This is a genomic window from Bacillus sp. FSL M7-1345 (assembly GCF_038006985.1).
Taxonomy (GTDB): domain Bacteria; phylum Bacillota; class Bacilli; order Bacillales; family Bacillaceae_G; genus Bacillus_A; species Bacillus_A cereus_U.
In genome coordinates, this window is record NZ_JBBOWG010000002.1 from 1 (window position 1) to 15,257 (window position 15,257).

The following is a 15,257-nucleotide window of genomic DNA, read 5'->3' on the forward strand; positions in this document are numbered from 1 at the left end:
GTGTTGTTTTCGCGTTCCAATATTTCTTTATCTCTCGTAATAAGCAAGGATTGGGAATTTATTGGATCATGGGACGTTCCACTCGTGTTCCAATTTTCATTATTTATGGTTATTGCTACGGTTTTGGCAGCATCGGCTTTGTTATATCCGGCATCTTTCATAAGTGTTTGAAATTGTTTCAAAGCTTTTATATCTTTTGAAGTAAAGGTTCGATACTCGCGATTACTTTTAGGATCACGAACTTTTATAAAGATGTATTCATGTTTTTCTAACTCTAAACACCATTTACGTAAATAGCTTTCGCTAATACTTAACATTTCTGCTACTTCCTTGGTTAGGAAAGCCGGGAGTGGCTCGGATTGTATACCATTCCGCGTTCCATCAGACATCGTTCCTCACGCTCCTCTTAATGTTCCAATTGACGTTCCTAAAGTTACATTATACATGATAAAACGAAATACCTTTGAAATGTGAAATTTGTCGGTAATATCGGCTAAGGGCAAAATATCTTATTATTTTAAAATGCAAAACATAGACTAGTAAACAAGCTGTTTTTAACTTTTAATCATAGAATATGAGGAATTCTATTGTTAAGAGGAGGTAATCATATTTATGGGATGCAATTGTAATTTCAGACATTGCAGAGATTGTAATAGATTTTGGGATGATTTAATGTTTTGCAGACGCAGACATAGAGATTGTGATGATCGTCGTTGTAGACGTGACCGCGACTGTGATTGTGATGAATGTCGTCGCAGACGTAATCATGATCATGACCGTGATCATGATGATCGTCGCGATTGGTAAATTTCTTTCAATGAGTGTGTTTCTTCACAGCACTCTTTTTTTATTTTTATAAAAATATGGATTGGGTAGTGTATTTATTTTAATAATTGTATTGTTTATTTTTTAAATTAACTAAAATGTACATCAAAAAAAGATATAGTACTCTAGTTCCTGCTGGTTTGCTATGAATAAGTGGTGTTATGTAAACTTTATTTTTAAAACGAATTGGTTAATTGATTTGGAACATTTTAATAAAATATTGAATACTATGAAACTGTAATCTATAGGTTATTAATCCTTTAATTTAGTAGGAGGTGAATTTAAAATGCCTTTCTCTACTGGTCCTATTGAAAACGTAGGAAATCAACCTACTAATGCAACTAGAGCTAGGGTTAAAATTCTCAATCGTACTGCAGGTCCACTTACTGGGGTAGTTAGATCTTTTAGACTTGACGGTACAAGAACATTAATCGAACAGATAAACTTTAATGTGGCTGCTAATGCTTCTGAATTTATAAATCTCAGTTTAGTTCACTCTACTTTGGGACAAGCACTTCAATATGAAGTTGAAATTGTTCCTAATCAAAACGGTGGTTTATACAGTGTCTACGGAATAGCACCTGGTAATGTTATTATTACTGCACAACGAGTTTTGAATTCAGAACTAACGCAGATTCTTTAGTTTTTAAATAAGGGTGGGTTACCTAAAAAACAACCCACCCTTATTTAATTGTTGATAATCATAGATTAAGTGAATTAGCTATAATTACTTCTTTATTTGTAGTGTTTTGAATGTATACTTTTGTTGTGTATTTTGAGGATATCAGGAGATTTGGTGTGAAGTTAATGTTTTCAGGGGTTTGAATGTAAACTAATATCTAAAAGTTTACATTCATAAAGATTAGAAAATCGAGCGAAGCGACAACCGTTTTAGGATGAGAAAATGAAATTTTGAGACCCAAAAAACAGTAAAGGTTGTAGGAATCTCCTACTAAGTCAAAAACGTAGTTTTTGGGGAGTGGGCTCCCACTCCCGTAGCTTGCCCTCTCTTTTTTTTCTTTTAGAATTCTATACTGGGGTACCGCCAGCATTTCAGAAAAACCCCACGCTAAGCAAAAAAATATAATAAGCTGCCCATATGGACAGCTTATTATATTTTTTATGGATTTAATCATATCTTTTGGTTTCAATTTTGCTTTTTGGCTAGAGTGCTGGCTCGTCGTGTGGGGGCGAAACCCCACGTATTACGTATCTATTTTTAGAATAAGAACTATCTTGGGACGAATGATCTAAGCGGTTCGGCTCGTATACTTGCTTATCCAAGTCGAAAATCATTGTTTTGCTTTTTGTCTGTCGGCTTGGCGAGAAAAGCACACGAGCCGAAAAAAGTTCGGCAAGGACAAGGAAAAAAAGAAAAGGCGATAGCCTTTAGGTGAGGATTAACGAACCGACTTTTTTCTCCTGAAGGTGGAGATTTTTGAGCGTTGTTTGCTCAAAAATACTACCTGTTCCTTGCGGAACTTTTAGCCTTTAATAATAGTGATAATAGAGAGCATCTACAAAAAACATGTAAATCCCTTGATATGACTGGGTTAAATACACTTTTTAGGGTGTGACGAAAACGTCACACTTTTAAACCTTTTTGTGACGTTTTCGTCACACCTAAAAAAATACAAAAAAGTAACCAAGTGGATAACAAACTTTAAAATACATATAAAAAAGACTATATCAAATTGATACAGTCTAAAAAAATCTAGCTGGTAATTTTACTTTTTTACCATTTTGATCTTTAAGATTTTTCAAAGAATATTGAAACAATCTCATCGTTAATTTATCAAGTTTTACTTCATTTTTTCGAGGTGCACAAATCATTATGTACGGATTTACCACCCACGTTCTAGGACTTACAGTGCGACCATTTTCAATAATTTGTCCAGCACCTTCTGGATTAAGTAAAATTTCTTTTTTCTTTAATGAATTCATAACCAAAGAAGTTTTTTCTCTTGATTTTCCTATCATTTCAGCAATTTCAGAAACAGTTGCTGCTTTTGGTAACTCAAAATCTTCTTCAGCGCTCTTTCGTTTCCTTTTAAATTTATCATCTCTACAAATAATAACATTACTTCTAAATTCCAAATAAGCTTGAATTCTAAATAAAAAACTTTCTTCTGCTTGAGTTAAATAACCAATACTATTCAACAAATCTAAATTTCTGTGCATTACTTGATTAAATGGTTCTCCAGCAAATGGATCTTTATTAGTTCCAACATAATGGTCTTCTCCGGTTAATTCTTTTAACTGTTGTAAAAGAGATTTTTTTAGTTCTTCAGCTTGGTCTCTTTGTTTTCCATTTTTCTCAAAATCTCTTTTTCTAGCATTTCTATCAGCTTGATTTAAAGCTTGTCCCAATTCTTCATTCATTGTTAATTCCTCCTCTAAATTGAGGGAATCAACAAAAACACCTATTTTTTGCTATTTGATTATAAAACAAATTATGATAATCTATAATCAGATAAATGAAGTCTAGGTATTTTCGTAGAATACCCTATAAAAAGAGTCATGTTCCAGCATGGCTCTTTTTTTCATTCTATCACGTTTTCAATAACCTTGAAGATAAAAACAAAGTTTCCCTATTTTTTTACCGTTCCCTATCAAAATCTCGATGTCTGCTTATTTCTCTCTTATGTTCACGTTCAAATTGATTATCTACTTCCTTGCTATCCAATTCATTTTTAATGATCCCTCTAAACGCCTTAAATTGCTCTTTAAAAACTTTTTTCGTTTGTACATATAAAACTCTTATATTCGTCTGCAAAACCTTTATATGAGCTTTTAATGAGCTAATTTCTCTATTTAATACACCAACTTCTTTTTGTAACTGACTTTTTTCTTGTTTCAATGTTCGATTTTCTTCCATCCATCCCTCTGCATGTATTTTTAAACTCTCATTCTCTTTCACAAAATCTGTTTTTTTCAAACGCTCATAATCCTTTTTGATAGTAACCGCTGCATTCACTTGCTTTGTAAATTCTTGATATTGTTCCGGTGATAATACATAATTTCTTGTCTGTTTCTTCGTAATTTCAGCTTTCCCAATCATTTTATCCTGTACTTGTGTTATTACTTCTTTACGCAAAAACGGAATTACAACAGACTCATTTGGCACTTGATCCGTAGCACTATCCAACTCTTTTTGCATTTCTTTTACTCTTTTTTCTAACTCTACATGACGCTGGCCCATTAGCTGCAGTTTTTCACTTTCACTCTCTACTTGTTGTTTCACTATCTCTAATTCTTTGTACTTATCAACGACATCACTTTCCAAACTCTTTTTCGCTACTTGTAACTCGTTTGTTTTCTCTTCAACGTTTTTTAAATGATGATCAATCGTTTGCAACTGCGTTTCTTTTTCTTGTACTTGATTCTTAACAATTGATTTTGTTTCTGCATATTCCTTGTATTGACGGACTTTCATGTACTTATGTGAACCTACATTAGCACGTTCAAAATTCGGAATGTGCTCTTTAGCCAATTGCTCAATATAGGCCGTTTCTAATTCTCTCCAATGTGCAATTAACTTTCTTCCCGTTCCTTCTACACCTTGTTGTTGCAAAGCTCTATCCATTCCGACACGCCTCGTTAATCCTCGACTATTTTCGAAATTCGGTACATAGTTAATATGTAAATGCGGATTGGCTTCATCATCATGTAAAACCATGTTATAAACTACTAGATTTGGATTTCGCTTTTGAAACGCCTCAGCATACTGTTTTAACGCTTCCTTTTTTGCTCCCCTATACTTTGGGTCGTCTTTACCCTCTCCAACCGCTACAACCAATTCTCGTTGCTCATGTGTCTTATCGTCTTTATGTATTTTGTCATAATAATCATAAATCTTACGGTCATTCCGTTTTTGTTTCTCGTTATACTTATCGACCGCTTCTTGAAAGACATCCTTGTATACACTTCGGATGTCCTTTTGAACAAAGTAAATATTTTCGTCTAACCTTGATGGATCGATGCCAGGATTCCCATGAATGTTTTCTCTGTTATTATGGCTTAATGAACTTTGGTGAGATTGATTAAATGAGATAGAACCCAACATAAAGTGCCACCACTCTTCCTAGAATAATTGATACCATAAGTCTAGCAAAGCGACGAAATGGAGTCAATTAAAGTAACCCTATACGTATTTTGACGCTAACGCATCAAAATCAATAGGGGTCTGCGACGCTTGTCGGCTTTGCCGAGCCATGCCAAACATGGCAAAAAACATCGGACTTTGTCCGAACCTACAAGGGGAACTCTTCCCCTTGACCCCATCAATCGAACTCCCCAACCCCTCAAATCCTTGAGGGGCCCCCTCGCCAGTTGGCATCCCCAAAACGGTTCGTTTTGAGGAACTGCCAACTGGCGAGGAATCAGTCGCACGTGTCAATTCCTTAATGCTCCTTTCATGGATCAGCATAAACCGCTGATCCATTCCAGTCCGCTTACCATTGACACTTACCAATAGTTTTCCTTCTCTCTATTCAAAAAATATTTTGTTTAAATTTTGCTTAATTCTCACCATTAATTAACTAAAAATTTAAAAATCATTATATAATGAATTTAATTTAAAATGAGGAGTGGTTAACATGCCAGATATAATACGACTCATACTTTTCGTCCTTATAGCAATTAGTGCGATTTTCTCTTTAATAAAAGAATTCAAAAAAACTGAGAAAAAAATACTTTGGATTTTCATAGAATTTTTAGTTCTCTTTTGGGCGATATGGGTAATAACAAATATCATAATCTAACTCTATAGTTTTCTTTACCCACCATGCAATGTGGATTTTAATTATCCTATTTTAGGGTATGAGATAAAGACTGGATTGAAACCGGAGGATCTCTTCTTCTAATTTGAAAGTAAACCTTTTAAATCCTTGCTATTACTGACTTTCTTCACTTTACTCTTCTCACTCTTATATATATATCTAAAAGTTCCGCAAGGAACGGGTCGTATGCTTTTCTCGCCAAGCCGACAGACAAAAAGCAAAACAATGGTTCTCGACTTGGACTAGCAAGTATACGAGCCGAACCGCCTAGATCAATCGTTCCAAAATGGTTCTTATTCAACAAATGGATACGTAATACGTGGGGTTTCGCCCCCACACGACGAGCCAGCACTCTAGCCAAAAAGCAAATTTTATACCAAAAGGCCAGAATAAAACCACATATTGTTAAATATTATTCGCATAGACAATTCACCTGAAATAGGTCAATAAATATAATGTAATTATAGTTACAAAAAAATATTGAAAATATTTACTTAAGGGATGAATGTCTTGCATATTATTCTTTTATCTGGTGGTTCAGGGAAACGACTTTGGCCTTTATCAAACGATTCGAGATCTAAACAGTTTCTGAAGGTATTATTAGATGAACAAAATAAACAAATATCAATGGTTCAGCGTATATGGAAACAACTGAAAATAAATAATCTTTCAGAGCATACGATAATATCTACATGTAAATCTCAAGTGGATATGATTAATAGTCAATTAAGTCCTGATATTCCTTTAGTAGTTGAACCAAGTCGCCGTGATACTTATCCAGCAATCACTTTGGCTTCGATGTATTTATCCAATGTATTAGAAGTTAATCAAAATGAAGTAGTTATTGTATTGCCAGTTGACTTATATGTTGAAGATGAATTTTTCCAACATTTAAAAAAGTTAGAGAAAATAATACAAAATAAGAATGCTGACCTGGCCTTAATTGGTATACAACCTACATTTCCAACAGAAAAATATGGCTATATTGTGCCTAAAAGTTCACATGATTTAAGTATTGAAGAGGATTTCCAAAAAGTTAGATGTTTTGTAGAAAAGCCAAACCAAGAAAAAGCTAAGCAACTAATGACTGAAAAGGCTTTGTGGAATAGTGGTGTATTTGCATTTAAATTAGAGTTTTTACTAAATAATTTAGTGAAAAAAGGTCTCCCTCAAAACTTTGATGAAATGATTGAACAATATAATCGAATACCTAAAACTAGTTTTGATTATGAAATAGTTGAAAAAACAAATAATATTATAGTAGCTCCTTATCAAGGAGAATGGAAAGATTTAGGGACATGGAATACTCTCACTGAAGAAATAAATTCCCCTCTTATTGGCAAAGGAATTATTAGTTCTGATTGTATCAATGTTCACGTCATTAACGAACTTGATATACCGGTATCTATACTTGGTTTGTCTAATCTAATCGTTGCTGCGAGCCCTGATGGAATACTTGTCTCAGATAAAGAATCTAGTTCTCGAGTAAAGGAAATTGCAGCTCAGTTTGATTATCGACCGATGTACGAAGAAAGGAGATGGGGGTGGTATAGAGTATTAGATTATACAAAGTTTCATAATAGCCATGAAGTGTTAACTAAACGAATATGTATTGCAGCTAATAAAAACCTCAGCTATCAGAAACATTTTCATCGTACCGAGGTATGGAACATTATTAGTGGGAAAGGGTTATTTGCATTAAATGAAAAGATCTGGGAAGTAAACCCCGGTGATGTACTAAAAATACCAGTAGGTGCATCACACAGTATTAAAGCAATAACAGATTTAGAATTTATTGAGGTACAGACTGGTACTGAACTCATAGAAGAAGACATTGTTCGTATTTTTATGACATGGAAAGATATTGTAAATTATTGTTCGAATAGGGACTGAAAATATCATCAATTAATATATAAAAGATGGGGTTGTTATATGTTAAATACAACAGAATTTGTAACGATTGCAATACTTGCAAAAGATAAAGCTCATATTTTACCTTTATATCTAAAACTAATTGAGAAACAAACCTATCCCTCTTCTAAAATAAAACTCTATATACGTACAAATAATAATAACGATCAAACAGCTATTATACTAGAGCAATGGATAGATAAAGTAAAAGATAAGTACTCTGAAATTTATTATGATTCAAGCAATGTAGAGGAGCCTGTACACGAATATGCACCACATGAATGGAATTCATTAAGGTTCAAAGTGTTGGGATGTATACGCCAAGAGTCTATCGAGTGGGCACAGTCAAAAGGTACACACTATTTTGTAGTTGATTGTGATAATTTTATTTTACCTGAAACACTTGAACATCTTCTTAATACGGGTTTGCCAGTTATTGCCCCTTTTCTACGAAATGCTGATGAACAATCGAGTTATTATTCCAATTATCATTTTATAACTGATCAAAATGGTTACTTCACTAGTTCAAACCTTTATAACGAAATTTATTTACAGAATATAAAAGGACTAATTGAGGTGGAAGTGGTCCATTGTACTTACTTTGTACGAAATGAAGTTTTACATTCTGTAAGCTATCTAGATGATAGTAACAGGCATGAATATGTTATATTTAGTGATACATTAAGAAAAAAAGGTGTACCACAGTATATCGACAATCGCCAGTTATATGGTTATCTTACATTTAGCGATACAGAGGAAGAGTTTGAAGTAAAGGCTATCCCCGTAGTTATCAACTTTCTTACTAAAAACGACCGATTCAATCCTTAAAATTACCTCTATATTCAACAAAATATGTCATTTGAATGAAATGATAAAGTAAAAAAACTCCGATTCTGACCTTTTGTATGGGGTCTGGGGAAGATTTCCCCAGTGGGTTTGGGCAAAGCCCAAGATTTGTTTTTTGCCACGTTCAAACGTGACTCGGTAAAGCCGAAAAGCGTCGCAGACCCCTATCTGTATCAATTAATCTAGGGGAAGTGGTGGCACTTTATGTTGTTCTCTATTTCATTTAATCAATCTCACCAAAGTTCATTAAGCCATAATAACAGAGAAAACATTCATGGGAATCCTGGCATCGATCCAGCCAGATTAGATGAGAATATTTTTTTGTTCAAAAGGACATTCGAAGTGTATACAAGGATGTCTTTCAAGAAGCGATCGATAAGTATAACGAGAAACAAAAACGAAATGACCGTAAGATTGATGACTACTATGACAAAATACATAAAGACGATAAGACGCATCAGCAACGAGAATTGGTTGTAGCGATCGTGGAAGGTAAAGACGACCCAAAAGGTATAGTGAGGCCAAAAAGGAGGCGCTGAAGCGTTTCAGGAGCCGAATCCAAATCTAGTAGTTTATAACATGGTTTGTAAATCCTAATATTATGTGTTGTTCTCCTAAGGATAGTATCGATAGGGCAACTCAACATATTTTCAGGGGTTCATTAAGAAATTTTAAAGTTGAAAATCAAGGAAAAAAAACATAAATTACCAGTCTATTTATTTTTTTTATGTGTTTTTCCATTTTTTAGGTGTTGCTTTTTTGCAACACCCCCTACCTCATAAACCCTTGCTATTACTGACTTTTTTCACTTTGCTCTTCTCACTCTTATATATATAGCTAAAAGTTCCGCAAGGAACGGGTCGTATTTTTGAAAAAACCACTCAAAAATCTCCACCCTCAACATCAAAAAATCGGTTCGTTAATCCTCACCTAAAGGCTACCGCCTTTTCTTTTTGATGTTGTCCTTGCAAAACTTTTTTCGGCTCGTGTGCTTTTCTCGCCAAGCCGACAGACAAAAAGCAAAGCAATGGTTCTCGACTTGGACAAACAAGTATACGAGCCGAACCGCTTAGACCATTCGTCCCAAGATAGTTCTTATTCTAAAAATAGATACGTAATACGTGGGGTTTCGCCCCCACACGACGAGCCAGCACTCTAGCCAAAAAGCAAATTTTATACCAAAAGATCAAAACAAAACCACGTTAAATAAAAAATAATAAGCTGTCCATATGGACAGCTTATTTACATAATTTTCGTTATAGGTAGTAAATCTAAAGAATGGAAATTTTCTAATATTTTTGATATTTTTATATATATATATAAATTTTTAGGAGTGATAGCAATGGATGATATTGAACTAATTTTACCTAGCTTGGAATTCGAACAAGAGATTATAGACTACAAGAAAGAGTTCCCCTATAGCCCAAACGGGATCAATGGATCTTCCACCTTAGCTTTTAAAAACAGTGTAACAGACTGGATAGATTATTTGGAAACATTAACAGCTCGGGAGACACTTCCTGCTAACCGAGTACCAAGTGTTCAGTATATTGCTGTTAAAAAGAGTGATAAATCAATTGTTGGCATGATTTCTGTTAGACTCGAGTTAAATGATTATTTGCTGAACTACGCTGGACACATTGGTTATTCTGTTAAACCAAGCGAAAGAAGAAAAGGCTATGGATCAAAAATGCTGGCGCTAGCTTTAATTGAAGCGAAAAAAAGAAACCTGAACAAAGTTCTTGTCACATGTGCGGACGACAACGAAGCTTCAGCTGGTGTCATCGAAAATAACAACGGCTTATTAGAAGATAAACGATTAGAACCTGATGATAGGGAATTGTTAAGAAGATATTGGATAGCCTTGTAATTAAAACTATGTTTTTGATTTATTAATGTACATAAAGTAATGAATACTTCATACATCACTAGTTAACATAACGTCTCATTATAAGTAGTTATATTTTGAAACCTATAAAAAAAGTCCCTTCAGATATTCTAAAAGGACTTTTCGTTCACATAATCAAGTCTTATTAAAAATTAACTTGGTCCGTAAAAATAGAACCATTACGGACAATTTGTAATGGTAATAGGAACGCTAGCCATTGTTCCAGGGGAATCAAGAAGTGAAGCAGTAACGGTTACTGTTCCGGGTCCATTAGCAGCTATAAATACAGCGGTAAAGTTACCTGAAGCGTTAGTAATAGTAGCAAGAGGAACCATAAAAACAAGAGCAGGGTTACTAAAGGAAAAGCTAACTATTTCTCCTGCAGCAGGATTCCCGTTTACCAATACTTGACCCGAAAAAAACAAAGTGTTATTTCCTTGATCTGACGTACATGCTGTAGTTTGATTAGCAGTTAAAGTAATAGTTTTTATGCGTGGTAGTTGCGGATCAGGAATTGGAAAAGAACAAGGAAATGCTATAGGAAATGGTTTCTGAAAATGGTCACATGAACATCTATTTTTTCTAGACATCAAAAAACTCCTTTTACATTGTGTATATAATATTACCTAGTATATGAGTAAAATAAGACAAGTGTTTGGATGACTGTCCAATAAAGAATTATTATGCATATGTTATACATGACAAGTTTACATAACACAAAATTATCGGTAGCAAATAAAAAGCGAAATCCATTGATATAAAAGGGATTTCGCTTTTTCCTTATTTATTATGATATGCATAATTTTATACATTGTTGATATAGCAAGGATTTCAGGGGTCTTTGCTATTTTCTTTTTTTGCTTTTTTTGTATAAAAATTTGTATAAATTATTAGATTGGTAGATGCAAAAGAAAATGTTATGTAGCAACTATAGAACGGCTGATAGCAGTTATGAATAAGAAGAATATAACACTAAAACAAGCTATAAACTTAGTAATATTAAGTACTGAAGAAATTGACATAGCAACTGTTGTTATAGGTATCGTAGCAGACACAGAACAGAAGAAATCATTTTGAAGTTGTTCTGTTTAATAAATAAATTTTAAAATTTAATAGAAAAAAGAAAGAAGAATTTTTTAGGATTCTTCTTTCTTTTTAGTGTATGAATATTTTTAATTAGCAACCAGATTGTCTAGTTGTTGTTCCGCCAACTCGTACTTGTTGAGTTTGTAATACTTTTAAAGTAAGGTCAAGAACGATTTTTTCACGTAATTTGTCAAATTCTTTCTCATGATCTTTTTCACATGAATCATGATGACCATAATCAAAATCATCATCATGATCACATGGTGAAAAATCAAGTTCATAAAATTCTGCACTAATTAATTCACAGAATGGTTGTTCATTATAGAAAACATTATTTTCAAAGAAGAATTTGTCTAGACGAGGAACATCAGTATTTTTTGGATTAATGAAACGAGCTTTATTTTCCGAAGCAAAGGCTAATATTGGGTTAGAAAGAAAGTCACCTGCAGTTAAATCAGCGAAACCAGAGAATCGAACTTTTGCAATTTTATCATGAATCACGCCATTGCAGTCTTTAGCAGCGTATTCAATATTTTTACGAATGAAACCTTCTACAAACAATTTTGCTCTTGTTACTCGAAAATATCCTGTTTGATCAATTGGCTCATATTCAACAGGTACTAGTTTACATTGTTGTAAAAATACATCTTTTAATACTCTTTTAATTTCTACTGCTGGTGGATGAAGTGGAATTGTTGCTTCGACTACAATTTGAAGCGTTCTTTCTGCTAATACAACTGGAATTTTAACTATTGGATTGTTTGTAAGAACAGGTGTTGCTGGAGTATCACTGAATGGAGTTTGTGTTTCTGATTTAACCTTACAATCTTTGTGGTGATCATCTGAATGATAGTTTTCTTGGTTATTCAATTAAAAAAACCTCCGTTTATTTTTTATTTAAAGTTATTCGCTTTAATATAATATTTAATATATCTATTTGTGTGAGGGCCTGTATAATAGTTATTTTTCTCATTTTGAAATATAACAAGCTAAATTAGATTAATAAAATTAATGTTTTTTGTATTAGATTTTACTTAGTATGTGTTTTCGTTAAAATTTTGGTAGGTTTTCTTATATTTTAAAAAAGATAAATAATACTAAAGTCAATTGCACTATTTTGAATAAGAAAACATAAATTATAGTGTGAGACGAGTAGTGGTGCACTTGTTTATGCTTTTATTGAAATCTCCTTGGAAAGAAAGGAAGTTACTAATAGGTTTCCTTTCTTTTTTAAATATAATGGATATTGTTTTAGATGATTTGAAAGTAAACTAATATTTAAATATTAATTAGTGACTGTAAAAGGTAATAAAAACATTTCTTTAAATTTGAAAAAAAGGTGTTACCTTTCTAAAGAAGGAAAACACTATATAGCAACTAAAGAACAGCTTAGAGCAGAGGGAGGACAAATTATGGCTCAAACTTATTGGGGATCAGAGGTAGCCAATAACTTAGGGATTGGCTCAAGTACTTTACGTAAATATTGTCTTGCCCTGGAAGAAGCCGGGTATCCTTTTGAGCGAGGTAATAAATAATTCTAGAGTCTTTTTTCATAAAGACGTAGCAACTATAGAACGGCTAATAGCAGCTATGAACAAGAAGAGTATAACACTAGAACACGCTGTAAATTTAGTGATATCAAGTGTTGAAGAAAATGAGGTAGCAACAGTTGCTACGGATAGTGTAGCAGACACAGAACACATAAAAGCATTAGTAGAACGTATAGAACGATTGGAACAACTTAATTTAGAGTTGATTCAAAGATTGGATCAACAAAGTAAACTTTTACAGGAAACAGATGCTCAACGAATAATAAGAGAAAAACAAAGAGATGTTGAATTAATGCAGGTATTAAAAGAAATACAGGATAGCAATCGCTTAATAACAGCTTCAGAACAGAAGAAGTCATTTTGGAGTCGCCTGTTTGGTAAAAAAATTAAAATCTAATGATAAAGAGACTCTTGCTTTTTATTTGAAAAAAGATAAGAAGTGAGTTTTTTGTCTATTATTAATAATGATATTGAATTTTTAGCACTATAAATATTAATCAAACATATATTGTAGTATTGGAATAGGTTTCGCTCACTTATTTCATCTCATTTTATTTTATAATTTCCTTTAAAAAGAACACCAATGGGCATTGGTGTTCTTTTTAAGTAGGTTGGTTTTGAAAAATAAGAAGTTTTCTTTGTTTTAAATTTGTACTTGTTGTACTTGTAAAACTTTTAAAGTAAGGTTTAATACCATTTTTTCACGAAGAGTATCAAATGGTTTGTTTAAGTCTGTTAGATAAGGAGAAAAGTCTAATTCAACAAATTGAGCACTGACTAATTCGCAATATGGTTGTTTGTTATAAAAAACTGTATTTTCGAAGAGGTATTTTTCTAAATTTGGTAAATCACCGTTTTTAGGATTATTAAAATGAGATGTAGTATCTGAGGAAGCAGCTATTAAAGCTAGAGATAGAAAATCATCCTCTATTAGATCTGCAAAACCAGAAAATGGAACATTGGCAATGTAGTTATATATAACTCTATTATATTCATCATTTATATATTCAATATTTTTACGAATATATCCTTGTAAAAATAGTTTAGCTTTTGTAACTAGGCGGTAATTTGTACCTGGTATTGGAGTAAATTCTAGAGGAATTAACTTACCTCGTGTCAAAAATACGTCATTTTTTAAGATACGTTTAATTTCAATTGCTGGAGGATTTAATGAAATATTGGATTCTACAACAATTTGAATTGTTCTTTCAGTTAATACAACTGGTATTTGTACAAGCGGTGCTTCTGTAGTAATAATTGGTGCTGCAATTCTATTACTTAATGGTGTTTGAGTTTGTCCTACCACCTGACATGATGCATTAATTGGACATTGTTCACTCATGTTATTTTAATCTCCTTTTTGAAATTACTTTAGATTTTTAACGAATTTACAGAAAGAATTTTCCTTCCTCAAGCGTGTGAAGGGCGATAGCCCAACGGTAGGTGGGAGATGAATTTTGATTTGGCCATAGCCAAAAACTTTTGATAAACTAGCTATATGAAGTTCTTTGATAACTTGATATATGAGGTTGCAGGAAGAAAATAGAGTGCGAAAACCAAGCCATTCGGTTCCTGCGTAAAATATCAACCGTACCAAGAGAGCGTCCAACGCTCGCTCAGGGAGACGAAAGGTTACTTTCGTCGTGGAACTGAGAAGCTCCCACTTCAAGCTTTGCTAAGTGGCGAGTAGTTCACAACTGTTCAATGCCCATGTATTTATTTTTTTCATTTATGTATATGTATGTATAACAGCTTTTGCAATTTGTTTATTGAAGTTTATTAATGAACTACAGACAATAATTTATGATTAACTATATTTTTTTATATATAAATAAATTAATAAAATGTTATTATAATAAAAAGAGTGATATGAGTTTTGTGTATTTGAGTCTTTCGATTTCTTTATTTATATCAATAGATTTCGCTTTTTTTTGGTTATCATTCTATGCATGATTTTATAGATTGCAGAAATGATGGTTTTTTTAGGCTTATGAATGTCCAGTATTAGTACAAAAAATTGTATAAAATCTTGTATAAAAAATAGTGGAATTACTATGTTCTAAAGTGAAAAGAAATAAAATAAGCCTTGCTTATATGCAAGGCTTATTTTATTTCCAGAATTTCCACCAATGATGTTTATTTTCTGTAGTAGGAGCAACTAGTTGTTTAGTTTCTTGAATAGATCGTATGTTATGTAATAGTTGCTCATCTCTTTCTTGTAACAATTGTTCATGGTGTTTTTGATATGTTTGTATACCGTCTTTCAAAGTTTGAAATTCTTCTTGAGTTCGTCGTAGTTCTTCTCTCATGGATTGGAGTTCTTTTGTTATTTCTTCGCGTTCCTCACGCAACAATTCACGTAATAAATTA

Annotated in this window: 12 protein-coding genes and 3 pseudogenes; 9 read left to right on the forward strand and 6 right to left on the reverse strand. The window is 32.9% G+C overall.

Translation table 11 applies throughout. From position 1 onward, the window contains the following. A partial coding sequence (locus MHB76_RS26105; RefSeq protein ID WP_340988276.1) for a MerR family transcriptional regulator occupies positions 1-389 on the reverse strand: 389 nt, incomplete at its 3' end. A 223-nt stretch (positions 390-612) separates the two neighbouring features. Here MHB76_RS26105 and MHB76_RS26110 point away from each other — a divergent pair. Beyond that, positions 613-807: a hypothetical protein gene (locus tag MHB76_RS26110; protein WP_078175192.1), complete on the forward strand. Its 195-nt coding sequence runs from the start codon at positions 613-615 to the stop codon at positions 805-807. Between the two features lie 304 nt (positions 808-1,111). Further along, positions 1,112-1,468: a hypothetical protein gene (locus MHB76_RS26115; protein WP_033728813.1), complete on the forward strand. Its 357-nt coding sequence runs from the start codon at positions 1,112-1,114 to the stop codon at positions 1,466-1,468. A 1,061-nt stretch (positions 1,469-2,529) separates the two neighbouring features. Here the strand turns inward: MHB76_RS26115 and MHB76_RS26120 are convergent. Further along, positions 2,530-3,207, reverse strand: coding sequence for a Rep protein (locus tag MHB76_RS26120; protein ID WP_078175194.1), 678 nt, complete (start codon positions 3,205-3,207; stop codon positions 2,530-2,532). Between the two features lie 217 nt (positions 3,208-3,424). After that, on the reverse strand, positions 3,425-4,891 hold the full coding sequence (locus MHB76_RS26125) for a plasmid recombination protein (protein ID WP_078175195.1): 1,467 nt from the start codon (positions 4,889-4,891) through the stop codon (positions 3,425-3,427). 1,225 nt (positions 4,892-6,116) lie between these two features. Between MHB76_RS26125 and MHB76_RS26130 the strand changes: the two genes are divergently transcribed. From MHB76_RS26130 to MHB76_RS26155, 6 genes and pseudogenes are all read left to right on the forward strand, one after another. After that, positions 6,117-7,499 (forward strand): sugar phosphate nucleotidyltransferase, encoded by a 1,383-nt coding sequence (locus MHB76_RS26130; RefSeq protein WP_078175184.1) that lies wholly within the window; start codon positions 6,117-6,119, stop codon positions 7,497-7,499. A 39-nt stretch (positions 7,500-7,538) separates the two neighbouring features. Further along, complete coding sequence (locus tag MHB76_RS26135; protein ID WP_078175185.1) at positions 7,539-8,345, forward strand: hypothetical protein; 807 nt, start codon at positions 7,539-7,541, stop codon at positions 8,343-8,345. A gap of 222 nt (positions 8,346-8,567) precedes the next feature. Continuing rightward, a pseudogene (locus MHB76_RS26140) lies at positions 8,568-8,948 on the forward strand (plasmid recombination protein); the annotation flags it as partial. Beyond that, positions 8,941-9,085: pseudogene (locus MHB76_RS26145) on the forward strand (MarR family transcriptional regulator); the annotation flags it as partial. The pseudogenes MHB76_RS26140 and MHB76_RS26145, both read left to right, overlap by 8 nt. A gap of 620 nt (positions 9,086-9,705) precedes the next feature. Continuing rightward, positions 9,706-10,233 (forward strand): GNAT family N-acetyltransferase, encoded by a 528-nt coding sequence (locus MHB76_RS26150; RefSeq protein WP_078175186.1) that lies wholly within the window; start codon positions 9,706-9,708, stop codon positions 10,231-10,233. A 213-nt stretch (positions 10,234-10,446) separates the two neighbouring features. Next, the gene (locus MHB76_RS26155) at positions 10,447-10,662 is read left to right on the forward strand and encodes a hypothetical protein (RefSeq protein ID WP_078175187.1); all 216 of its coding nucleotides are present in this window, start codon (positions 10,447-10,449) and stop codon (positions 10,660-10,662) included. 765 nt (positions 10,663-11,427) lie between these two features. Here MHB76_RS26155 and MHB76_RS26160 read toward each other — a convergent pair. Next, positions 11,428-12,207 (reverse strand): CsxC family protein, encoded by a 780-nt coding sequence (locus MHB76_RS26160; protein WP_078175189.1) that lies wholly within the window; start codon positions 12,205-12,207, stop codon positions 11,428-11,430. A gap of 542 nt (positions 12,208-12,749) precedes the next feature. On the opposite strand from MHB76_RS26160, the pseudogene MHB76_RS26165 reads away from it, so the two are divergent. Further along, positions 12,750-13,284, forward strand: a pseudogene (locus MHB76_RS26165) (DUF3967 domain-containing protein). 246 nt (positions 13,285-13,530) lie between these two features. On the opposite strand, the gene MHB76_RS26170 reads toward MHB76_RS26165, so the two are convergent. Together MHB76_RS26170 and MHB76_RS26175 are read right to left on the reverse strand one after the other, a co-directional pair. Continuing rightward, positions 13,531-14,229 carry a CsxC family protein gene (locus MHB76_RS26170; protein ID WP_078175190.1) on the reverse strand — a complete coding sequence of 233 codons (699 nt, stop codon included), beginning with the start codon at positions 14,227-14,229 and terminating at the stop codon, positions 13,531-13,533. 766 nt (positions 14,230-14,995) lie between these two features. Then, positions 14,996-15,257: DUF3967 domain-containing protein (locus MHB76_RS26175; RefSeq protein ID WP_340988281.1), on the reverse strand; the 262-nt coding region annotated here is incomplete at its 5' end.